The following is a 25975-nucleotide window of genomic DNA, read 5'->3' on the forward strand; positions in this document are numbered from 1 at the left end:
TATATTAAATTTTTATAAACCGATCCTCAATCCCAGCTGCACAGAGCGAACAATGGGTTCCAACGTCACATCAACCCCCTGATGAAAAACATCAGCAGACTGTGCAAATTCAGGATCATAACCTAAATACTTACTAAAAGTCAATACGTTATTGGCAGTACCATATAGACGGACATATTTGATGATACGTTTATTTACTGGAATACCGTACTCAACGGAAAGCTGACGAAGCCGAACATATGAACCGTCTTCTATCCATCGATTTGAAAATCGACTATTTCCCATTGGATCGTTGAGCGCAACGCGAGGCACATCAGTTTCCTGGCCTTCCGCCCGCCATCTATTTTGCAATAGTTCTGTCTGGTTATAAAATGTACTTCCCGACTCTAGTTGTGCCCGTGTATAGTTATAAATATCATTGCCTACGCTGAATGTCACCAATGCACCGAATTTCCAATTTTTATAGGTCAGGCTGTTATTCAATCCGCCCACTAAATCTGGATTGGGATCACCTATGATCATTCGATCACGATCATCAATGATCTTGTCGCCGTTACGGTCTGTAAACTTCCCATCTCCTGCCTGGAAAGGTATTTTATTACCTGTTGCATCTAAAATTGCTAGTCCAGAAGCGGCAGCTTCGGCACTGGTAAGATAGACACCGTTGAACTGGTACCCATAAAAGGCATTGGGTGCGCCACCTTTCTCGCTCACAAAAGTTCCACCGGCATATTGTGTATAGGATGTTTCGGGGAGATCTGTGATCGTACTTTTATAGTGACTTAGTGTCAATGAGGCATCCCATTTGACCGGACCGGTCAGAATACGTCCAAACAAGGAGAAGTCAATACCGCGTGTACGCATTGAACCATTATTATAGAGGTAGTAACTAATTCCCGAAACAGTATTCCCCGAATTATAGGCCAGCATATCACTTGTCCTATTTTGATAGATATCAACGCCTAAATTGATGCGTTCATTCAACAACGAAAGATCCGTCCCAACGTTTATTTTTTCTACTTTCTCCCATTTTAGATAAGGATTGGCAACACCATCGCGCACAAGTCCCTGGACACCTAAAAAGTTCTGGGAGATATAATTCTGCCGCGCATCATAATTTCCAATATCATCATTGCCTGTAATTCCATAACTCGCCCGAAGTTTCCATAATGAGATCGTACTATTTCCTTTTAAAAAATCCTCATTGGACAATAACCATGCAGCTCCAACTGCCGGGAATACTGCATATACCTTATCTGCAAGCTTTAAGCCTCCTTTTGCTTTTTCTCCAAAGCGGGAAGATCCATCCATCGATATGGATGCATTTAAGATATAAGTATTCTTCCAGCTAAAATTACCCATAGCATAGGCCGTCATATTTGCCCATTTACCGATATGCCCTCCATAAACCCGAGATGCCGGTGTTGAGTTACCAATACTGACCAGCTGATCGGTCGCCGAATTATAGCCTAGTGCATAGTCTTGTTCCGAATCATGCTTGTGGTACCGGACTCCACCAATAGCTTCCACTCGGCCCTGAGTTCCTAGATCCTGATTATATTGCAGACGCAAATCATTTGAAATCGAATAATAACGAGCCACCTGCGTACCGAGACGACTATAAACTTCCATATTATTTACCGTGTCCTTTGCGACTCCTTTTTTAGGAATAAAGAAATCCTCTTGCGCTTTATCATAGGTCACGGTAGACAGGTTACTTAACTTAAAATTTGTATTGAATGCATAGTTGAACACCAAAGAACCTAAAAACCGATAGGCCTTTTTATTATTAATCCCATTTTGTGTGATTTGCATCGGGTTGGAATAGCCGAAATAATCAGCTTCTGCATAATTCGGTGAAATGCTGCCGTCTGGAGCAATATCATGCGTATTTAAAAATGGAGACTTAATCAACGAAAGAAACAAAGGATTGGTCTTTGGTGATAATCCCTGATCCTTCAAGCTTTGCTGTCCATAACCCATGGAGATATTGGTCTGAGCAGTTAATTTTTTGGTCAGGTTCATGTCGCCGTTAAAACGTGCCGTATAGCGATTTTGCTTCGTGTTATCCAAAACACCCTGTTCATTGTTATAACCTACCGACAAGGCATACCGTGCTATATTATCTCCCCCTGTAACCCGAAGAAAATAATTCTGGTCGACCGTATTATTAAGCACATCTTTCTGCCAATCCGTTTCATTATGATATTTCGCATATTCTTCGAATTTTGGATTATCATTATTGAAAGGCATATTCGCAATTTCCTCACCACTGTACGTACTCGTTGCTAACAAGTCATTCAAATAACTTCGGTAAGCATAAGACTTCATGACGGGAATACGTTTCGGACGGAAATTATATCCTGTTGTTGCCTGCAAATCGATCTGTGTAGCCAACTCTTTTGAATGGTTTGTATTAATGACCACGACTCCATTGGAGGATTTGGCTCCATAAATATTAGCGGATACAGCGTCTTTCAATACCGTAATATCTTGAATGTCGCGCACATCAATATGCTGCAATGCATTATTGAGATGTCCTGTCGTTATAGAAGGACTCAAATGCTCCGCATTATACACAATACCGTCTACAATATATAAGGGCTGATTATTGGAATACAGCGATTGCAAGCCGCGAATATTGAGATTTCCGCCAATAGAAGGTGTTCCTGAATGGCGGGTTACTTGTACTCCGGCTAGCTTGCCCTGTAGATAGCTAACGACCGTCTCAGAATTCTGTTCCCAGGCATTGAGTTCCAATTTATCGACTGCGCCAGTATTATTTAAAACTCCATTATCACCAAATACTGTCTCTGTTTTTTTATAGAAAGAACGATACCCGTCAGGGTACAGGACCACTTTCATTGATTTATCCAGCAGTACCGGTACCTGCTTAGCTATATATCCATCCAAAGAAACTTCAACAATTGCATTGGAAACCGGTAGCTCCAAGCGGAAATTTCCTTTACTATCCGTCAATTTTGCAACGTTACTGCCGTAAGTTATACGAGCACCTGCGATGGGTTTATTGGTTTGGCTGTCATAGACAGTACCTTTAACCGAATAAGCAGAAGTAACTTGTCCTTGTTGTTGTATATTGCGGGCGGCAGTATCTTGTTGCGCCCAACTGCTGTGCGCTCCCAAAGTGGAAATAAACAAGATAATACCCAATTTATAATTTATGTTGATCGAACTCATTTCGTTTTGCTTAGTTATTGAATAATCGGGACGAATCGGAGATATTCTAAAATAATAGGACCAGTACCATTGCTCATAACAAGCAAAGGCAGATTCCCATATTGGTCTTGCGTCACCTCACCTAAATAAACTTCTCCGTGATTGAGCGGCTGTACATCAAATGTCATTCGCGTATCGTTTGCACCCAAGTTATTGACGACTGAACGTTTGTATAAATCCACCTCATTCACCGAGATAAGTTTCGGATCAAAAAAGTAGACATATTGGATAAACGCTGCTGTTTGCGGATCACCAGCCAATCCCATAATTGCTCGTCCGTATACTTTATATTTAGCGACGTTCATACCTGTAGCGCGATACTTTACATAAAAGGAAGTAACTTTATGATCATATACTTCAATGTCATTGTATAAATTTCCTTCATTATCTCGCTTTTCCCTGAAAAAGGTATTTGATCGCTTATCCGTTTGCTTGTAACCGATGGGCCTTGCCCCCAATACCTTGATTTCCTTGATCTGATCCGCTAGTGCAAACTCAAGTCGCTTCACACGATAAACAACTCCATTACTGGCCTTTGTCCGCGAGATAATATTTGAGGGGTCAAGACTAAATTTGGTTCCCGCTATTGAAATCAGATTATTTGTAAGTTGATCCGTTGCCAATTCCCCCTCTACAATAAAATCGCGCAACAAAGCCTTTTTAGCAAAAAACGTAGTCGTACTGTCGGGACGGAGCGTATTCCCTTCCTCATAGGCTGTCGCATAGAAAGGTCTTAACTTAGCATACTCGGTCTCAAAATTTTCGTCGTCTACGACGAAATAGGTGTGTTTCTTATTTTCAGTCGTCATATTGCGACGTACTTCCGTATACCATACCGGACTATACCTGTAATATATGATATCACCCTCTGTGGACACTGTATCAAAGGAATTTACAGCCTCAATTTGCTTGGTGTCGGCAAAAAAGGTGCGTACTAGATTAAATATATTCTGAAGAGGCTTTAGGGGACGACCTACCACATGGTACAGTCCATTGCTCGCCACCAGATTCCCCTGAAGAGGTTCAACACCGTCAAATGCGCCATGCGTAAACTCCACATATTTATTGCGAAAGTTTAATGCCTTTACGGTATCAGCTCCTGAATTCACATTATAGACCGAATTGATAATATGGTAGCCTACAAAACTCTTGATCACCGCAGTATCGGAAAAATTATATTGATCCTGTACAGCAGCAATGGCGTCATTAGTTGGTACAATCAAGGTATAATTTTTCGATTCTTTCAACGATTCACCATAGCCCGATTTATTGAGCAGGTCCATAAAAGTTGAAAACTCAGCATGCTCGGAAATAATGGTGTACAAGTTTTTTTGAGCATCGGCATCACCTCCTCCAAAATGATCCTCCCAATTTTTGGAACAAGCAGACAATAAACACATGCCCAATACGACTAGGTAAATTTTATAAATTATAGCTTTCATAATTGTGTATCCTGTTATTTTGGTCTATAAAAAAGTTCACCTGAAATCTGATGAAATCTAGGGTAGTTCTGTTCAAGATCATCTGCGGGGATAAATTGGATCATATCCAGATAGACGGTATTGCTACCACACTTCTTATCTTTGATCGCTTCAAAACGGATGACATGTCGATCAGTCGTCTCGACATTGATAATACCGGCCAAACGGCCAACATTCAATGGAGCTTCACTACCCGATTTTGCCTTGAGTCCACCGGTAATATTATTTACATTGTAATCGCCTACCGTTGCCATGTAACGTTTGTAACCCTGTGCCAGCATCAGATTATCCGCATTTGCATTCGCGAGGTCGCTAACGCCCGAAGCGGTCAGACTTTGATTCAATATGATCGTATTGGGCAGGATTTGTTCATCCCCTTTTCCAGGATTAAACGTCGCTTGAATCTCTGGGGCATCGCCATGCTGGGCATAACAGATCCAGACTTTATACCGTCCTTTTACGAGATATGGAGTCTTAAATTCAATCCATTTTGCTCGCGCACTATTGTTCGCGCAAAGCGACAGACTTAAGAGGTCTCCATTTGCATAAGGGCGCTTCGTTTCTAAGGCTTTATAATAGTAATATCCGTTCGTACCAATGGTCGAAACCGTCAAACTATTAAAGGCAAAAGAATTTGCAATGGTTGCACCATTCGCCACCAATGCCTTCGAACTATTAAAATAGGCGCTTCCCAGTGCGTTGACTAATTCGGGAGAGGTCGCTATATCAAAATACACGGGCACCTGCTGGCGGACCTTAATCTTAAATGGCTGTTTCGCTTCATGCAGCACCCCATTGGACGCCAAGACATCGCTTTGTGATCTGTTGATTTCAGCACCCGCTTCATGAACCCCATTAAACACGTCATCATTCAATAAGATCTGCGCACCTAATAATTTGGTCGAAATAATCTCTTTTGGAGCCAAAGTATAGATCGTATTTGCGGCAACGATGTCTTCCAAGAATTTGATATCGTTGCTTAAATGGTAGGCCATATATAACCACAAACTATCTTTATGGCTTTTTACATTACCAGTCTGTGAATAGGCTGCTTTCATATCCGCATAACTTTTGATTCCCTGTAGCTGCAAAACGGAGTCTGACTCAACAATAGCGGTCTGAAAACGTTTAGCATCCGCCACAGCTACACCGCGTTGATAATATAAAGTATCATAAAACCCAGTCTCTTTTAAAGCCTCGGCAAAAATGGAATAACGAGGATTATTGCCTATCAATTCAGCAAGACTCTGTGCTGGTGGAACCAATACTTTATTTATGGAGTGAATAATGCCGTTACCACAGCTAATATTGGATCTAATAATTTTGGCAGATTTATTAATTCGGTAAATCCCATTTTGCACATCTGTGTATAAATATTCACCTAATAAGCTCGCTGTTTTGATTTTCCCATCAGTAAAACGTGTGCTGCCTACCGTATCCCTAACCACGTGGTATTTGACAAAATCCAATAGCTGCGCATCTGTAAAATCACTCAATCCTGTTTTTCCATTATCTTTGATCCAGGCATTAATGCTCTCATTATTGGGAGCAAACAGTGTGTAGGTACCATACGCACCTAGATAGCCCGCCGTTTTCGAGCGGTATAAGATTTCGGTCAATAAGGAATAATCAGTTTCATGTGCTTCCAAATAACCTGTAATATTCACTTCATCTGAAGTTGAAATTCGATATTTCTCTTTTTGACAGGAAAATATAAGCGCAACAGATAGGACAAACCATGTCCCTATCAGCCAATATTGTTTTCTAAAATTTCTTTTCATAACGATCTATTTTAGGTAAAATGGGTTTTGCTTCAACTGTTTGTCTTTGAAGAGTTCAGTTTCCAAAATGGGAAGATAATGGCTATCCACATCGCGCACTTTATTAATTGCGGATTGGCGTACATTAGCGTCTACAACTTTCGTTACAAGATCTACTAGCACATTGATGTTCGCATAATTATCTTTCTTTGCCAAGCGCAAAAGGTCAAACCAACGTTTACCTTCAAAAGTAAGTTCACGTGCACGCTCGGCGAAGACGAATAGGATGATTCCTTCTAAATCTGTCGCTTCAATATTCGGATCCGTAGCTCTTATGGCTTTACGTTTGGTTCGCAAATCCTCCAGAAGTGCCAATGCTTCCGTCCCTCGCCCGAGCTCTGCCAAAGCTTCAGCACGCATCAACATGACGTCAGAGAAGCGGTAGAGTTGGAAATTGTAGTAGTCGGGTGATTCCGTACCGAATTTTCTCAGATCTCCCGACATACCATACAGGATTCCTTCTCCACGACTGTCGAATAAATCTATATCTGTCCCTTCATTGGAAGGAAAAATCTCATTATTCAAGATATCCACATTGGCTGTGAATGGTCTACGTGCAGTCACGCCAATATTATACATCGGATTTTCACTGGAGTTTTTATGGCTCAACTCCCAAATCGTTTCCATCGTGCCACCATCAAAAATTTCGGGCAGTGCTGCGCCAATTAAACTATATCGTCCAGTTTCTAAAATTTTTGCGGTCTGCTCTTCTACTTTATCGTATTGTTCCAGCCATAGATATACGTCAGCCAACATCGCTCGAACCGCGGGTCTTGTCACCCGACCGGCGTTTGTCGCATTGTAACCCGAAGTATTGACATGGTATTCGGGTATCCAGTCCAAAGCCTGCAAGAGATCTTTCTCGATTTGCTTGAGCACTTCATCGCCAGTGGACTGCCCTACAGAAACAATATCGGTGTCTTTTGAGGTGCCTTTTAATTTTAAAGGGATATCCCGAAAAGTCCGTACTAAATAGAAGTACAAAAAGCTGCGGACAGCTAAAGCTTCCCCCAAATCTGTATTGTATTCTGCCTCTGTAAAAGTAGGATCTGCCAGCTTTGCCTGACCTGCATAATCAATCAGCAGATTACAATTATTTATCGCGGTATAAATAGCACTCCAGTCCGCGATTACATTTGTACTTAAAATATTGTAATTTTTTACCAGGCGATTGTCGTCTGTTGCATAACTTGTCAACCCAACTAGATCGGCCCTAAGTTCGCCCCAAGTGAACAATTGCTGTTCAACAGGTCCTGAATTAAGGGAAGAATAGATACCGATTAAGGCGGCATGGACATCCTCCTTTGTTTTCCAAAATTCTGCACGGGTTATTCCATCCTGCGGCTGTAAATCCAGCCATTTATTACAAGAATTGAGTAAAATGCTTCCCGCAGCAACTAAACTCCATAAAATTGTTCTTTTCATAACCTTGCTTTAAAAACGTGCTGTAATACCTAGTGTAACTGTTTTTAATGGCGGTGTCATTGAATTATCCATTAACACAGTAAATGCATCCTTTAACTTTACGGCAACATCAGGGTCTTGACCGGTATACTTCGTCAGCGTAAATATGTTTTCTACGGTCAAATAAGCGCCAAGCCCCTCGATGTGAAACCGCTGCAAGAACTCTTTCGCAAAGTCATACTTTAAGGTGACTGTACGCAAACGTAAAAATGAAGCATCCTCGACATAGCGGCTGGATCCCAAAGAATTATATCCGGTTCCAAACAATGCACGCGGGATATCTGTAATGTCACCATCCTTACGCCATCTGCGCAACACGGCCGTGCTTTGATTGTTATACCCAAGCATATCAGTCGTATTCATTTTGGTTCCATTAATAATTTGAGATCCTTGTCTGTAGTTAAAGAAGGCGCTTAATTTCAAACGTTTATTATATCCCACATTAAATCCAAACCCACCCGTAAGCTTCGGATTACTATTGCCCAAATACACAATATCCTTTTGATCAATCACACCGTCATGGTTGATATCTTCATACATCGCATCGCCCGCCTGGAATACATAATCGACTGTAGGATAATTAAAACGCATATAAATCGTCTCGCCGTCTGGGCTCACGATGGCATTTCCTTGTGCATCTTTTGCTATGGTAGCTTCCTGATCTTTGTAGACGCCCAAATAGCGAAATCCATAGAAAGATCCATACGGATTATTCTCCTGGAAATAGGTGAAAAATGTTTTGTTTTTTAATGATGATCTAGCATTTTCGCGCGGATAAAGCGGTGATATCTCGCGGATCACATTTTGATTGTGTGCAATATTGAACGTAAAACTGACATCCCATTTTTTATTGCGAATGGGCACCACGGTAAAATTTGCTTCCCAGCCATCATTATCCATTGTACCAACATTCATAGCCAGTCCACTATATCCAGTATAGGTCGGAATCTGAATATTGTCCATCATTAAATCCGTTGTTCTATTTTTATAAATCTCTCCACCAAACATCAAACGGTAGTCGAACATCTCTACATCCATACCCAAATTTTGCTGTGTCACCGTTTCCCATTTTAAGTCGGACAACTCTATATTTTTTGAATAGACACCGTTTTCATCCAAATAAGCATAATCATTGGTGCTATATACATTGATATAAGTATAATCACGTCGAGGAGCATTACCACTGCGTCCCCAGCTTGCTCTTAGCTTAATATCTTTTATGGCGTTAATATCTTTCAAGAAATTTTCCCTTCCGATCTGCCAAGCGGCAGAGAAAGCAGGAAATAATCCATAACGATTATCAGGACCAAATTTTGAGTTGCCATCACCACGCAGACTTGCGGCAAAAACATACTTTTTGTTGAGCATATAATTTGCCTGGATTAACGCTCCAATTGAGCGCGATTGTGTCGTTACCGATTTAGCGTCGCCGGTCAATGTGCGCGACGGTACACTGGGGTCCTGCAGATAAGACGATGCCGTATTTGTTGAACTGAGCCCTTGGATCGTATACCGATAGTCTGATGTTAAAAAAGATAGATTGGCTGTAAGCAGATGGTTTTCACCCAATGCAGGCGTAAACAAAAGCCGGGTATTGGTACTCAGTGAAAACTCATCTAAATCTGAGTCCGAAGCCCTATTCACTGTATTTTCCGTAAAAGGTCGGCCTGTTGCCAACTGGGGTAAAAAGAGCTTGGTTTTGTTGTTTCTAATATTTAGCGCTAGTGTACTTACAAATCGCAAGGTATTAGGAATCAATCTATAATCCACATTAAAACGGGTTCCCAAAATATCGCCCAACTGTTTACCAATAGCATTTTGGACCATAGAAAGTGGATTATATGTCCCTGGATAAAATCCTTGCGCCGAAGAAGAAGGATTAAATAGATTACCTGTTAGGTTCCCATATTCATCATATTCCCAAATGGCCTGATTTGGCATCTTACGATAAGCGATATCCCGTACATTAGCATGATAAAGATTATCGTTGTCAACGTGGGTATAGGAGACATCAGACTGAAAACCAATACGCTCTGAAACCACATAATCTAGATTGATACGAGCAGATAGGCGATTTAGCCCTGTTCCAATAGTTGTTCCTTCTTGATTAAAATAACCTATTGAGGCCAGATAGCGTGCTTTTTCACCGCCACCACGTACCTGGAGATTATGATCTTGAAAATACCCCAACTGTGTAATGGCATCTACCCAGTTGGAATTGTTACTATAGTTGTGATATATATAGGTATTATTCGGGTCGTACTGGAACTGCTGCGCATTGTCTGTCGTTGAAAAGACCCTACCCGCATTATAGAATTCTTCAGACAACAAGGTCGAGTACTGATCGCCATTCAATAGTGGAATAGATTCAGGTTGCTTTGAAATAGATCCTTTGAAAGTATATCCCAAGGTGGGAGCACTAACAGTTCCGCGTTTGGTTGTGATAACCAATACCCCATTTGCTCCACGCGATCCCCAAACAGCAGTTGCAGCAGCATCTTTTAATACCGAGATGTCCTGAATATCAGATGGTGCAATATTTAAAAGCTGCCCATATGCATTATCATCAGAAGTTGCAAAGTTGAAATCGTCCGGAATGGTAATATCATAAGGCATACCATCAACCACAATAAGCGGGTCTGTTGCCCCATTTAAAGAAGATGTACCGCGAATCCGGATCTGCATCCCAGCCCCCGGATCGCCTGATACCGTCGTGATATCAACTCCTGGCAACCTTCCCTGCAACGCTTGATCGACAGACACTGATTGCATTTCGGACAGCTCATCCATGCTAATCGTTGAAATTGCTGCTGTATTGCGTTCTTTCGAAATCCCCATACCCGTGCCGTCATTGACAGGTTTTGACTTTGAGATAACAACCTCATCAATCACATTATTTGTCGATTCAATCTGCACATTGATCGTTTTCCTATCCCCTACAGCAATCGCACCTGAAGATTTATAGCCCGTGTAGGAGACCGCCAGTTTCAAGCCTTGCATTCGAGCTCTAAGACTATAGTTCCCCTCAACATCTGTAGTCGTTCCGACAATTGTGCGGTTATCATTATCTTTTAAGACAACTGTTGCTCCGGCGATGGGTTGTTTTGTTCCCTTTTCGGTTACCTTTCCGGTGAGCAAAGTCGCATTATTTTGCGCGTAAACTCCTCCTCCCCAGAAAGTCATCCATACGATGCACCCTATTAAAATCAAATAGTTTATCTGTTTCATCATGTTTTCGGTTAGATTACAGGCCATGCTTTAAATATCCTTTGAGAGAATGTATCAATACGCGCTGTCCAAGTTGATTACTCTGCACGACATCAGCTTCAACGGTTCGGTTAAGATTATCCATCACCTGCAACTTATTAACCAGGTTGACAGCAACCTGTATTGATTGGGCATCCCCGTCTACATTTTTACAAAGCGACTGAAAGAATCCCGTCTTCTTTCCATCGATTGCAAATGAATTTCGCGCAATATGATATTGAATAAACCGGGTTATTTTATCTATAGACGCTTGATCTGCTGGAGCGGATGATGCTGGCAAATCGTTGTTTGCAACCGCATTAGCTATAGCGTCATTGTTAGGAATAAGCAGCGTATAATTCAATCCGAGTTCTATTCCTTTGACAACTCCATCTGTAGCCGAATAAAGTGTGCTTGCAATAAGATATTTATAAAATGAATTGAATGGAGAGGTGGTCTGATCCGCTCCAATATTTTTAAGAAAAAATCCAATATTGGTATTCGATGAAGTCAATCCTCCGTTAAGATAGACCGCAACTCCATTTAATGGCCCCGAAAGGTTATTTCCAATGCTGATTGAATCAATACGGATTTGCTGTGTTTCCGTTGGGCCATCCAAAGTTCCGCTAGAAGACATTTTCATCTGGTTAAACTTTACATACTCACCTGCATAGCTTTCCAATATTCCCTTTCCCGTTAAATCAGGCAAGGGATCGTTTCCTAATGGAATAATATGAGCCATCAGCACCTCTCGCATTTCCGGGGTGCCATTTCCGCCATTAAAACGGATCGGGTCTGAGGTATTATAGGCATCATAGTCAAAGCCCATTTCATATAACTTCTGATCCGATACGAGGATCAACATATAACGAATGGTTGGAATCTTTAAGGTCAAATTCATGCTCATGCGTTCCAATGCGCGACGCATGAAGCTATATTTAGGATCCAATAAAACATTGCCATAGACGGAGTGGAAGACATTGGCCTGTTGACACGCGTCGATACCATAAAATGCACCATTGCTCAACAATTTTGTCTCTTTGATATTGGCCTTTGTCACCTTAGGCAGCTCACCGACAAAGTTTTGCGCTTGGGAGAACTGGGATGGCCACACCTGTGTATTATACAGATGAGAATTTACAAATTCTGTTAAGACAGCAGGATTTGTATAAAAAAGATCTTTTAACGTGGTGCCTTGGGGGTAATACTTTAACAATACACGTTTAGCGTAATTACTTACAGCCTCATTGGTAGGTACCGTGATCGAAAAATTATTGGTTTGGGCATCGTTGGGATCTTCCTTTGCATAATTTTCATTGTTGAGCGCCAAACCAATCCCTGCATATCCTTTAACAAATACAGAATCCTTTTCCCCGGTAAGCACCTCATTCTTCCGTGTTATCTCCGCATTATATGTATAAGAGGCAAAAAAATCCAGAATTGATTTAAATGTGGAGTAACTAATATTATCGCGGAGGTATTGATCGATACTCTTCTCCGCAATCAAAACTTTATTCACAACATGGATATAGCCATTCTCCGCGGAGATATTGCTTCTTGCAGGATCAATTTCAGCTGATCCAACGTTCAACCCCGTATAGCTGCTGTTAGGATAAAATGACTGATAATCTATAGCGCCTAAACCACGCTGGTTCATGTAAGCATCAAAAAAATAGCTAATGTGTTTATTATTGTTATCCGTAGTTGCATAAGCTACATTAGGACCGCGATTTGTTGAGACAAACCGTCTAATCTTGCCATTCCCTAAATCCTCTTTTTCAACAAAGTCATAGTATACAGATCGACGTCGAAAAGCAAAACCTTGCTGCCAACCTTTTGCTGAAAAATAATCGTTCAGCTTTTCAAGTCGCTCACCGTCATAAATCATCGAAGAACGCACAATCTTCTCGGCCAGTTTCGCATCGATCTTTGATACATCACTAATACCATTTTCCTTCATAAATTGATCAAAGGCCTGATCAGTGGGTGCAAATACCGTCCAAGAACCCGCAGTCCCGAGTGTATTTTTATAGCCAGACAATTCAATGCAGCTCAGGTACTTCTTAAAGTCGCCCATTGAATCGAGCTGCTGGTAAATTGGGCTTGCCAGCCAATCGGGTCTACCATAGTAGGCGTCAAAGGCTTCCTTTCTACATGACACTACCGTAATCAATAGTGCAATCCAAAATAGGTTAAATTTGGATGATAACATAGTAAATGTATTAGGTCAATAATTTGATTAATAATAAATTACGGCAAGTGCTCGTTGAGATACTTCAAATAATACGTTTTATGAAGCGAAAGTTTGTTCTTTTGCGGTTCATAATTGGTGCAACAAATATATGTCTAAAAGACATTTGTACCAACCTGCACTATCCTGTCTAAATGAGCAAATAGAACATAAAAAAGGTCGGACAAATACTGCCCGACCTTAACGTTATATCAATACAAATTAATTGCCATCTGGTTTGATAACACTATTGATCAAACTTGGTGGCCAATACCAAGTTTTAAAATCATCTGGTTGCTGCGGATCAAAGCCCTGAAAATCGACGATATGGTCTGCTATCTTCAAGTTGTTTTCTTTAATTCCTGTGAGCACCACTTTAGCGATCTCATAGGCACCATAGGGATTGAAATGGGTATTATCGGCAAGATCATTTTTTTGATTTGGAAAAGTATGCGCAGGATAGTGAACAAATGCTCGTTTAGACTGCTCAACTCCTAATGCCTCGTAAAACAAACTCGTTTTCTGATTAAGATCTATTAAAGGCACCTGAAGTTCTGCTGCGACCTTCCGAGCCGCATCGGGAAAATCACCTAATGTCTGCAACAGTTTTCCTTGTTCATCAAATGCTCGCCGTGCTGTGGAGGTTAAGATAACTGGCAGGCCACCTTTTGCACGAAATTCACGTACAAAATAACGCAAACGATCACTATATCCCTTATAAGCACCTGCATTTTCTCCTTTTTCCTTTTGATCATTGTGCCCAAATTCAATAAATAAATAATCTCCAGGCTTGGCGACAGAGAGAATTTTTTCCAATCTTTTTGAGGACAAAAACGAACTTAATGCTAGTCCAGATTCCGCATGATTAGCAATGGCCACACCTGCATCAAAAAATCGAGGAATCATTTGTCCCCAAGACGCCCAGGGCTCATCCTCTTGATTAACTACCGTCGAGTTCCCCGCTAAAAATACAGTCGGGACATTGCTTACTGACTCGATTCGAATGGTCGAAATACAATTTGTTTGCTGGAACTCCAAAGTCAACTTATTATCCCAGTCGAGTTTTTGCAGCTCCCTTGGCTTCTTCAATGCTACAGTTTCGCCAGAAGCAATCTTTGGATCTTTGATGTGTACAATAAAGGTCCTATCGAAAGATTTATTACGTAATACCTCTTGGTTTTCAATCTGCAGCCTACGGGATTCAGACCGTACAGTACTGCGGTAAGGCTTATCGTTCAAACCCTGATAGGTAATCGTAATTTTATAATTGCCTTCAGGAACCCTTACCGAAAAATAAAATGGCTTTTCGCTGAAAAGGCTTTTATTCTTTGAATCAATCCTGACATCTTGTTCTGTTGAAAATTCAAAACCATACCCTTGCTTATCCTTATAGGCTTGTGCTTCCCTTAAAGGAATTACAGTCTGGTTTTTCTTAGTACCACCAAAGCGAAATTCCCTGACAATCTGTTCGGCAAATAAAACATGACAACAGATCTGTATAAAAAATGTGATCGTTAAGATTAGTCTCTTCATCTGTAAGTTTTATTAATTTAGGAGGCTCAAATATAATTTTTCCAATTGATCAGACCACCCTGCGCTTACCTGTGCCTCCCTTTCGCCAACAGCTCAGGACAGCTAATCGCTCAATTTTCCGCACCTTTAATCATCATATAATAATTGGTATCATTATTCATAATTTTAGGTTTTTAATAAATAAAAGGTTTCCTCTGCTCTATCTGGAAACCTTTTATTTTTTTGAAACTCTTCCTGATAAGGTAAAGATGCTCCTACTTGCCATACCTATTAGGATAAAAATAGGCCAGACAACGAATTGCCTGACCTCTCACGATAACTAATAAAAAAACTAAATTTTTACCTTAACTCCAATTTTATAATCAATGTAGTTGCTGTTTGGTTCTAAAGTAGCGTAACTCAATGATATCATTTGGTATAGCCTGCGTATTCCAATGATCATGAATAACCAGAGCTGCTCCAAGAGCTGTCGCCTGGGCCATTGATGCGCCAAAAACTTCACTATTTGGAAAAGCTTGGGCCAACAGCGTCATATAGATCAAATTACGACTAAATCCGCCGTCCACGAATATACGTTGAGCACCATTAGGCCGTAAAATCAGTTCCGTCGATTTTATCTGTGCTTTCACCAAATGCATCATAAAAACATGGTATGCTTCAATATAGCTAGAAAAATGACTCAAATCAATCGATGCGAAAGCTGATAGTTCATCGGAAATATCCAGTGCCTGATATTTTTCAATAATATCCCACTGCAGGCCGATCTGCTTAAACTTACCAGTCGAAACCTGGAAAAAATTCGCAATACGTTTCACTTGCTCCTCATGTTCATAGCCGGCAAAAAGCCGGGATGCTTTTACTGGTTTGCCTGTATAGGTCATATACTGCAAGCAATCTTTGCTCAGTTCTTCTTTTGTCAACGGTTCGTTATTAAATGGATTGAAGGAAATGCACCAAGTTCCTGTCGAAATTAAAACAAAAGGTTCATGAAAATTCAACAGATAGGGAATCAATGCTGAAGAACTATCGTGCAAGCCGCTACCTACTAAATAACCACTCCCAGGAAAAGTCGCCCGAAACAATCGATCACCTTGTACAATGGGTGCCATTTTTTGTAGAATACCGGTATCAAAGACCCACTGATGATAATTATTTTTCTCAAAATCCCACAGTGCTGTATGACAACCTATACTTGTCATATCGGAATAGGGTTGTCCTGAAATTAGATAACTCAAATATTGTGGAAGATGTAATGCCCATTTGACGTCCTTAAATAATGCCGGTTTTAGTTTAAACAAACGATAGATCTGTAGTCCAGAATTGAGACTTCCCAAACTCGGAGAGGAAGTTTCTAATGCGAATCGATCTTTTCCGCCATATTGTGCATAAAACGATTCCAACAGTTTCTTTGGGTATTCTTTCAAATAATTATATAATGGTGTTAAAGGCCGTCCATCTTTATCAATGTAGACAAAACTCGCTCCATACGAAGTAAAATTTATCGCCTTGATTTCAAACTCACCTTTCCGAAACACTTCATGCAAGGAATCGAAAACGGACAAACGTAAACTTTCTAGATTTTCACAGCTATCCCCATCCTCATCGGTAGTTTCTAAAAAACGAGCAGACCTCTCAAAAACAATCTGATACTGCTCATTAAAGAGAAATAATTTCTTGTTAGTCTTACCAACATCAAATATGGCAACTACTGGTATTGGTTTCCCCTTCATTCTTTTTCCTTAATTACAAACCTGTAGCTACAGAATTTATTCCACGTTCTTCGATAAGTTTGTTGCGTAAATTTTCCTCATTGAACAATTGAACCGGATTTAAAGCAGCACCACTTCTCAACCGAGCTTCCGCCACAAGCGGTCTGACATCTGTACGGAAAGCATCCTGTAATATTTCCTGGGCCTTCACAATATCGTTAGTTTGCTGTGCCTGTTTCAGTGCTTTACGATCGACCAGCAATGCTTGAGCATACGCGATCTTAATTGCTTCTACTGACTGTAAAAGATCGACTAACGGATCTTTAAGATTATGAGAAGCATCGATCATCCAGCCCAGCCCTGTTGCATGATCTATCCCATTCAAATCCATACCATCAACCAGTTCGTTGAATATCAAAAATAACTGATAAGGTTTTATACTACCCGCTGTAAGATCGTCATCCGCATATTTACTATCGTTAAAATGGAATCCACCAAGTTTACCCTCCATAAGTAACAACGAAACAATTTGTTCAATGTTGGCATTTGGCAAATGGTGTCCCAAATCAACAAGTGTATATGCTTTAGGGCCTAATTTATTGGCCAATAGTAAAGACTGCCCCCAGTCTCCGATTGTTGTTGAGTAGAAATAAGGTTCAAAAGCCTTGTATTCAACAAACAATTTCCAGTCGTCTGGTAGGTGCTTATAAATTTCACTTAAGCTAGACAATGTATTTTGAAATGCCTCTCTAAAATTCAACTGTCCTGGAAAAGATGAACCATCAGCTAACCAAACTGTAAGGGATTTAGAGCCCAACGCTTTGCCATAATTGATGACCTCAATATTGTGGGCTATTGCTTGTTCACGAACTTTAGGATTTACATGGTGAAGCGAACCAAATTTATAGCTATGTTCTTGTCCAGCCTGGTCTTGAAATGTATTGGAATTCACTGCATCAAATGCAATACCGAGTTTAGATGCCAATGATTTGATTTTTTCTGCATCTGAAGGAATATCCCAAGGTATATGCAAGGAAATAGCTCCGCTTGATTTGTTGAGCGCGTGTAATAAGCCTACATCCGCTAACTTTTGTTCCAAAGTTCCAGGTTCACCTGCTCCGGAAAACCGTCCAAATCGGGTACCACCTGTCCCTAATGCCCAGCTTGGGATTGCAATTTGAAATTTTTGGAGCTTTTCCAAAATTTCATCTGTAGTTGAAATATCCGCCGACACATAGTCAAATGCTCTTTTATGTTTTTCCTTTAATTGGTTATTGTGCTGATCTATAATTTGTGTATCAAGAATCATAATATTACTGGTTATCGTGTAAAAATTCGAAAGGTGTCGCGCACATTTTTCCCTTTCTGAGCGCGACACCTAAGATATAAAAATTAGCGTACAAACGCCATTGCAACACCTCCGTCAACGTTTAAAACATTTCCCGTAGATTTGCTCAACAGTCCTCCCACAAAAGCGAAACAGGCGTTCGCAATATCTTCAGGAAGAATGACCTGATTCAACAAGGTCCGTTTTGCATAATAGGCTGGCAATTCGGCAACTGTGATACCATAGGCTTTAGCACGGCCTTCTGCCCAGCCACCAGCCCAGATATTGCTATCTGAAATAACCGCATCGGGATTGACAACATTGACACGTACTCCCGCTGGCCCTAATTCTGCGGCACACAAACGACTTAAGTGTAGCTGAGCTCCTTTTGCACTCCCATAGCCAGTATTGTTCGGACCACTAACCAAAGCATTTTTGCTAACAATATTAATGATATCTCCCCCGATTTCCTGTGCTTTTAATACAGAAGTAGCTCCTTGCGTAACTAGAAATTGCCCTTTCACTAATACGTTGTACAACAAATCCCAATCTTTCTCTGTATGATCTTCGATTGTTTTGGAAATTGATAGTCCAGCATTATTAACGATAATATCAATACCTCCAAAAGCTAAAGCAGCTTCTTTCAACGCTTCTTTAATTGATTCTGCGTTCGTTACATCCAAAATCGTCGTAATAACGGAATCCTTCCCAAAATCGGTAATAAATTCGTCTTTACTTGATTCCAGGCGCTGGGTATTGATATCATTTAAGATGATTACGGCGCCTTCTTGAGCCATCTTTTTAGCGATTGCTTTCCCGATACCGCCACCGCTTCCAGTGACCAAAGCAATTTTTCCTGACAAAGCCTTTGGTTTTGGCATACGTTGAAGCTTAGCTTCTTCCAATAACCAATACTCAATATCGAATGCTTCCTGACGGGGTAAAGCGGTGTATTCACTTACTGCTTCTGCTCCTTTCATGACGTTGATCGCATTGGTATAGAATTCTGCTGCCACACGTGCCGTTTGTTTGTCTTTCGCAAATGCGAACATACCTACACCTGGGTACAGAACAATTACCGGGTTTTTATCACGTACAGCTGGACTGTTTTCATGTTTGCAGTTTTCATAATATTGCGCATACATGTCACGGTAATCTTCAAATAATGGCGTCAATTTCGCTTTGAGCACCTCAATGTTGTCTAAATCTTCGGATTTATCCAAATTCAATACCAATGGTTGGATTTTAGTCCTTAAGAAGTGGTCTGGACAACTGGTACCTAGCGGAGCCAAACGACCTAAATCATTGGAATTGATAAATTCCAATACGCGTTCATCGTCTGTGAAATGCCCTATCATATGGCGCTCACTGGAACAGAAACCTCTTAAAACCGGCGCCAGTTTAGCCGCTTGTGCAGTTCTTTCTTCCTTTCCCAAGCTAATCACTTTTTGTCCACCAAAGACAGGTGCTTTTTTACCATAATTCTGCTCAAGATATTCTGCACAGGCTTCAATGACATCCAGCGAATTAACATAACATTCGTATGCTGTATCGCCCCAGGTAAACAAACCATGAGAGCCTAACATAATACCTCGGATTCCTGGATTCTCCTCCAAACAAGCTCTTAACTGCAGGCCTAAATCAAATCCCGGTCTTTGCCAGTCTACCCAGCCGATGGTCCCATTAAAAAGCTCTTGCGTGATTGTCTTTCCATCTTTGGCCGCGGCAATGGCAATTGCCGCATCGGGATGTAAGTGGTCGATATGTTTGAATGGCAGAAATCCATGCAATGGTGTATCAATAGATGGAGCTTTAGATGCTAGATCATAGATACAGTGGTTAAATAATTCAACCATTTCATCTTCGTGATCTAATCCACGATAGACATTTTCCAAATTACGTAGACGTTGGAGATACAAAGCCGCCAAACCGGATTTTTTCAAAGTTCCGATATCACCTCCTGAGCCTTTGATCCACATTACCTCCACTTCTTCACCTGTCAAAGGATCTTTTTCAGAAACTTTGCACGAGGTATTTCCCCCGCCATAATTTGTGATCCTTAAATCTGCACCTAAAATATTCGAACGATATAACAGTAAAGCTACTTCATCACCGCTTAGTGCCTGAGCTTTCTCATCGTCCCATAAGTAATTGACATGTTTGTACGTTTTCACTTCTTCTATATTTATTTAAATATTAATTTTCTAATGTCTTTGCAAACCCTACAATGCAAATAGAGATGATAATGGTTACAATTCCTCCGATTATAGAACGATAAGTCGCACGATCCACACCTTTCCATTCCTTGAGTGCAACACCCCAAGCATTTGAAATGAGAATGATAAATGCCATATGCAAGATCCAGGAGCTGGCTCCATTTCCTAAACGGCTTTCGCCCATACCATAAAAGAAAAACTGCAGATACCAAGTCGTTCCCGCTATCGCACATAAAAGGAAATTTTTGCCTTTTGGCACATCGGACTTTGTATAATCCCCAAAAGTTCTATTCTTAAACAATAAGTAAAGGCACCAAAGAAAGTTCGTCACAAAGCCACCCCAAAGGATTACAATATAGGTGACGTTATTTTGATAGAGAAATTCTCCTTGATTTGGATTAGTAGCCTTCCATAAGTTGTTAGCCACATCAGCCATCGGCTTTCCAGCTTCTATTCCAAAATTGAAACAAGCACTTAATATCCCCGATATAATAGCCACAACGATACCCAATCCAAAATTGTAATCAGACTTGCTTTCAGATGATAATGCAGATAAATGCTTCTCCTTTGACACTCCAGCCTTCCCACATAAAAACACACCAAGCACACAAACCAAAAGTCCTACGAGAATACAAATACCAGAATGTGTTGTAAAAAAATAGTCTATACCATGTTTGCCTGCAGTCTTATTGAAAAAATAATAAATACTTGGCATCAAGGATCCAAAAACCATGCTAAGTCCCAAAATGATACTACTTCCCAAAGATACACCGAGGTAACGTACACCAAGTCCATAGGTCAGTCCCCCAATCCCCCAGAGTAATCCAAATAAAAAAGTGTAGCCTACAATGGAACTATTCGTATCTTGGATAATTTCTACAAAATTTGGGATCGTCAACATTGCCGCTATCGGCGGAACGATCACCCATGAAAAAAGTCCCCCTAATATCCACATGGATTCCCAGGACCAGCCTTTCACTTTCTTATACGGCACATAAAAACTACCAGACGCGAAACCGCCTATAAAATGGAATATAACTCCGAAAACAGCATTCATTGTGTATCTTTTTAGGTATTACAAAAACTAAATTAAATGATTTGATGGGAGGAACTGTTATGCACTGTTATGCCACATAACCAAGACAGTTGCCCTATACAAGATAATTTATTTAAGCGGCATCTACAGCTTACAGCAAATTTTGATTACTTTTAGTTACTTATTATAAATACTTCCTTGAAAAAATATTTGTTATTCATAGATACCGAAACATCCGGGCTGCCGAAAAAATGGAATAAAAAGTACACCGACAGCGACAACTGGCCGCATATATTGCAATTGGCTTGGATTATTTTTGACGAAGAACGCAATGAAGTTAAACGTACAAATAAATATATTTATGAACCGCTAATACCAATCAGTCCCGCTTCAGAGCAAATACACGGATTGACTCCCCCTTTTTTAATGAAGCACGGCGAAAAGAAAAAAGAGGTGTTGCGTAAACTGAGTCATGACATCAAAAAATATAAACCGCAAATCGTTGGGCATTTTCTTTCATTTGATTTGCAGGTATTATCTGCTGAATTCTATCGTTCCAATCTTCCGCTCCCATTTTGCGACTTAAAATACTTTTGCACCTTGCTGCATAGCAAAAGGTATGTTAGAAACCCACATATGGTCCATCTTCCGCTTTCATTATTACATGAATCGCTTTTCCTGGCTCTTCCCGAAAATATACACGATGCGGAGAAAGATGCTGAGATCACAGCGAAATGTTATTTTGAAATGATCCAACGAAAGGATCTCTCCGATCAAGAAATTCTAAACCAACAAACTGAGTTCGATAATCTTTTTTAATGCCGTATTCATGGAAAAAAACGAATCCCTCCTATCCTTACTGAAATCGACCCAACCATTTCAGGTATTGCCCGAAACCCTTCAGCTAAGTATTGTCGATATACTCTATGAACATCGTTTCTCCAAAGACACCTTGGTCTATCGACAGAATATTACCGATATGGATGGAGTAGACTTAATCTTCGAAGGAGAATACGAAACATTTTTCTTAGATGCTTCAGATAATAAACGATTAGTCGAAATCCATCATATGCCTTATTGTTTTGGCGGAATTTCGGTGTTATTGAATCGAACAAAAGCGTTAAAATCTGTCATCGCAAAAAAGGGGACGATTATCTATCGATTACCGCGGAAAAATTTTATTGAGCTTTGTAATGCCAATGAAGAGTTCTTTCATTTTTTTACCAATTCTTTTGGAAAAAGGATGTTAGATGAGGAGTTTTCACACTTTGTCAAATCCCCAGCTTCTTTTGAGGAAAGCTACTTTGCTGCGGATCAATTGTACTCGCGAAAGATAGAACATATCACTTACAAAGATATTGTTGCCTGTACCGCTGAAACCCCCATTTTTGAGGTTGCAAAGATGATGGCCAAACAAAAGGTAAGTTGTGTGTTTATCAAAGACAAAAATGGTATCATCGGCTATGCTACTGATATGACCTTGCGGGATAATGTCGTGGCGCAACAAATCGCTGTCGACCGCGCGATTATCGAAGTCATGGACAACCCAATTGTTAGCATCTCTGATCAAGCTTACCTGTATGAGGCTGTACTAAAAATGTTCCGAACGAAATCAAGATACCTGCTCGTTGAAAAAGAAGGGAACTACGTTGGATTCCTAAGCCGTAACAGATTATTGAGTGAGCAAGGGCAATCGCCACTCGTATTTATTCAATCGGTCAAACTAGCAGAAACTTTAGACGAATTACGTGAAAAGTGGAACAACGTCCCAGAAATTATCCATCAACTGCTCGGCAGAGGAGTAAATGCCGAAATTGCCAATCAGGTGATTACAACTGTAGCGGACAGTATTGCACTGAAAGTAATCGAAAAAGTAATCGAAGAGATGGGCGAACCGCCGGCAAAATTTGTCTTCATGGTGACCGGTAGTGAAGGAAGAAAAGAACAGACGCTGATGACAGATCAGGATAATGCGATTATTTATGAAGATAAAGCCAATGAACAGCGCGAGTTCGTCCGAGCGTATTTTTTGAATTTTGCAAGTCGTGTATCTGATCATTTAAATACAATAGGTTTCAGTTATTGTACAGGAGGATATATGGCCAGCAATCCCGAATGGACACATTCACTGTCACATTGGAAAAACAACTACAAAAAATGGATCGAGGAAAGCATCCCCGAAAATGCAATTAAGTTCTCCACATTCTTTGACTGCCGACGATTATATGGCGACCAAGATATTATACATCAGCTTAAAGAGTTCCTCAATGTCGAATTACAAAAACCTAATGAGCGCTTTTTTACATTTATCGCAAAAAATGCCCTACAGTATGAACCTCCCTTGACATTTTTTAAGGCGATCAAAACGCAAACCATCGGATCCTCTGAAGTCTTCAACATCAAAAAAGCTATGACACCTATTGTCGATTTGGTTCGTGTATATGCCCTGAAAAACCGAATTTATGAAGAAAATACAGGTGGAAGACTCAAGCAGTTACTCGAATTGGGGATTTTCACGCAGGAACAATATGAAGAATTACATCAATCTTATTACTATCTGATGTCGATTCGCCTAAAAAATCAAGCGAATCAGATTCGGATAGCCAAACTTAGCCCAAACAATTATGTACCGATGGACAGCTTGACAAATATTGAAAAGGCAACCATTAAGGAAATATTTAAAACGATCAATAACTTTCAGCTTGGAATTAAAGTAAAATTCACCAGTAACCTCTTTGGGTAATGGCCCATTTTAATGACTCGGTACGACTGGAAGAATTTTCCCATCTGTACCAAACTGCAATTTGTCCATACACACTTCGCGGTTATACCCAGCAGCTTCGCCCATCGTAATTCCCTTGGGATAGTTAAATCGATGATAAACAATGTACCATTCGTCTCTTCCTGACAGCTGCAATACCGAATTGTGCCCCGTGCCATAAATTCCAAGAGCAACATCTTTCTGCAAGATAAGATTATCTTCGGGGATTTGAATCGGTCCCAAAGGAGAGGTCGAAGTTCCATAACGAACCCGATAATTTTCGCTACGTGTATCATTTTCCGACCATAGGAAATAATAAATCCCTTTCCGGAAAAAGACATAAGTTCCCTCACGGAATGTTCTATCGGGAGTCAATAATTTGATCGTATTTTCCTTGATTGTCACCATGTCCTTATTAAGTTCGGCTACAGCAAGATGACCATTTCCCCAATAAAGATAACTCTTATTGGTTTTAGGATCAGTGAAAACAGCAGGATCGATCTCTTGGCCTCCCTTTACGCCATTTGGTTTGAAGTCTATCAGCGGTTTACCGGAATCCTTAAAAGGCCCGGTTGGCGAGTCTGCTACTGCAACACCGATTTTCTGAGCTGCTGTAAAATAATAATAATATTTATACCTACCCTTGACTTTCTTCTCTGCAATCGTCGGCGCCCAAGCATGGTGGTTGCCCCATAGTACATCTTTTTTTAAATCTAATACTACTCCCTCATCTTTCCATTCTATCAAATCAGTAGAAGAAAAGGTTTTGAAGTAATATCCACCCCAACCGTCAAAGCCATCACTCGTTGGATAGATATAATATTTCTTTGTCTTATTAGAGTACAATACATCTGGATCCGCATAAAATCCCTCCAATATAGGATTTTTCACACTGTTCAATGTGATATCAGCTGGTTTTCCCCAATGTTGAATCAATTTATTCAACTCATTTCTTGAAAGCGGTAAAATAGTGCCATGTCTAGGATGAAAATCCATATCAATCTGTTGATCTATTGCTTTAAAATGATCTAGATCCTGAGATTCACAAAACTGGTACTTCCCCTTTTTATAAATATCATACATCAAGATATAAGTATCGGATTGATTACGTTTAAAAATCCCAGATCCTTCCACTTCGTCTGCTGTTACCTGTTTATACCCCGGTTGTTCAACCCATTTCCCTGAAGTCAATGAATCTGTGATCGCCTGTTTTATTCCTTTCCCATTCCCCTCAGTTTTATAAAACAAATGGAATAAACCGTTTTTAACAATAATATCCCCATCTATACAAGATTGACCGTTTTTAGGCAAGAACAACACCTTAGGTTCACCCTCTAGATCCGTAAAATCGCGATTAGCATAGGAATAATAAATCACATCGGGTTGATCTCCATATTTCATGGACCAGTAAACCATATATTTACCTACGCTTGGATCAAATATAGTCTGGGGCGCCCAAACCCTTTTTAAGTCTTTCTGCCCTTGATAACGCTGTTGAATATTAATCACATGATGCTCCCAGTGGATCAAATCTGTAGATTTTAACAAAACCATGGCCCGGTTAGAATCCCATCCTTTGGATGCCGTCATATCCGTTAGCACCATGTAAAACGATTTTCCGTCCTCGGCCCGTAAAATATGTGGATCCCTTACGCCACCTGTACTGCTGATGCGTTTAGAATCCAATATGGGCTGATTATTGTTCAGTGCCCTGAATGTATAACCGTCAGTACTAATCGCAAAACATACGGCCTCATCCGCAATTGCATTACCTTTAAAATAGGTAAATAGATAACCCGCGAAATCTTTTTCCGATGGTCCAGCTTTATATTCCTGTGCCGATACAGAACACAAGGCAGCCATCACCAAACCAACAACTCCCATGAGGGATATCAACTTTCTTTTATTCATAAAA

14 protein-coding genes are annotated in these 25975 nt (G+C 40.4%); 2 read left to right on the plus strand and 12 right to left on the minus strand.

Annotated features, from left to right (window positions below; translation table 11 throughout):
• Positions 1-12: 12 nt before the first annotated feature.
• The 11 genes from M2419_RS16895 to rhaT all read right to left on the minus strand — a co-directional run bounded on the left by M2419_RS16895 (position 13) and on the right by rhaT (position 21320).
• On the minus strand, positions 13-3198 hold the full coding sequence (locus tag M2419_RS16895) for a SusC/RagA family TonB-linked outer membrane protein (protein WP_159727326.1): 3186 nt from the start codon (positions 3196-3198) through the stop codon (positions 13-15).
• Positions 3199-3212: 14 nt separating this feature from the next.
• Positions 3213-4679 (minus strand): fasciclin domain-containing protein, encoded by a 1467-nt coding sequence (locus M2419_RS16900; RefSeq protein WP_159727328.1) that lies wholly within the window; start codon positions 4677-4679, stop codon positions 3213-3215.
• 14 nt (positions 4680-4693) lie between these two features.
• Positions 4694-6499, minus strand: coding sequence for a fasciclin domain-containing protein (locus M2419_RS16905; RefSeq protein WP_159727330.1), 1806 nt, complete (start codon positions 6497-6499; stop codon positions 4694-4696).
• Positions 6500-6505: 6 nt separating this feature from the next.
• The gene (locus M2419_RS16910; RefSeq protein ID WP_182330693.1) at positions 6506-7963 is read right to left on the minus strand and encodes a RagB/SusD family nutrient uptake outer membrane protein; all 1458 of its coding nucleotides are present in this window, start codon (positions 7961-7963) and stop codon (positions 6506-6508) included.
• A 9-nt stretch (positions 7964-7972) separates the two neighbouring features.
• Complete coding sequence (locus M2419_RS16915; protein WP_182330692.1) at positions 7973-11233, minus strand: SusC/RagA family TonB-linked outer membrane protein; 3261 nt, start codon at positions 11231-11233, stop codon at positions 7973-7975.
• Between the two features lie 13 nt (positions 11234-11246).
• Positions 11247-13460, minus strand: a complete 2214-nt coding sequence (locus M2419_RS16920; protein ID WP_182330691.1) for a fasciclin domain-containing protein — start codon at positions 13458-13460, stop codon at positions 11247-11249.
• A 240-nt stretch (positions 13461-13700) separates the two neighbouring features.
• On the minus strand, positions 13701-15011 hold the full coding sequence (locus M2419_RS16925) for a rhamnogalacturonan acetylesterase (protein ID WP_259255438.1): 1311 nt from the start codon (positions 15009-15011) through the stop codon (positions 13701-13703).
• A gap of 362 nt (positions 15012-15373) precedes the next feature.
• Positions 15374-16741, minus strand: coding sequence for an FGGY-family carbohydrate kinase (locus M2419_RS16930; RefSeq protein ID WP_259255439.1), 1368 nt, complete (start codon positions 16739-16741; stop codon positions 15374-15376).
• A gap of 13 nt (positions 16742-16754) precedes the next feature.
• Positions 16755-18029, minus strand: coding sequence for a TIM barrel protein (locus M2419_RS16935; protein WP_153844252.1), 1275 nt, complete (start codon positions 18027-18029; stop codon positions 16755-16757).
• Between the two features lie 83 nt (positions 18030-18112).
• Positions 18113-20221: a bifunctional aldolase/short-chain dehydrogenase gene (locus tag M2419_RS16940; RefSeq protein WP_259255440.1), complete on the minus strand. Its 2109-nt coding sequence runs from the start codon at positions 20219-20221 to the stop codon at positions 18113-18115.
• A gap of 22 nt (positions 20222-20243) precedes the next feature.
• Positions 20244-21320 carry an L-rhamnose/proton symporter RhaT gene (rhaT, locus tag M2419_RS16945; RefSeq protein ID WP_259255441.1) on the minus strand — a complete coding sequence of 359 codons (1077 nt, stop codon included), beginning with the start codon at positions 21318-21320 and terminating at the stop codon, positions 20244-20246.
• 177 nt (positions 21321-21497) lie between these two features.
• Here rhaT and M2419_RS16950 point away from each other — a divergent pair, with 177 nt between their 5' ends.
• The gene (locus M2419_RS16950) at positions 21498-22118 is read left to right on the plus strand and encodes a 3'-5' exonuclease (protein WP_157698585.1); all 621 of its coding nucleotides are present in this window, start codon (positions 21498-21500) and stop codon (positions 22116-22118) included.
• 10 nt (positions 22119-22128) lie between these two features.
• Entirely contained in the window at positions 22129-24042 is a 1914-nt protein-coding gene (locus M2419_RS16955) for a DUF294 nucleotidyltransferase-like domain-containing protein (RefSeq protein ID WP_259255443.1), read from the plus strand.
• A 9-nt stretch (positions 24043-24051) separates the two neighbouring features.
• Here M2419_RS16955 and M2419_RS16960 read toward each other — a convergent pair whose 3' ends face one another.
• Positions 24052-25971 (minus strand): family 43 glycosylhydrolase, encoded by a 1920-nt coding sequence (locus tag M2419_RS16960; protein ID WP_259255444.1) that lies wholly within the window; start codon positions 25969-25971, stop codon positions 24052-24054.
• Between the last annotated feature and the right edge of the window lie 4 nt (positions 25972-25975).

The organism is Sphingobacterium sp. BIGb0116 (assembly GCF_024808035.1).
In the GTDB taxonomy this organism is placed as follows: Bacteria; Bacteroidota; Bacteroidia; order Sphingobacteriales; family Sphingobacteriaceae; genus Sphingobacterium; species Sphingobacterium paramultivorum.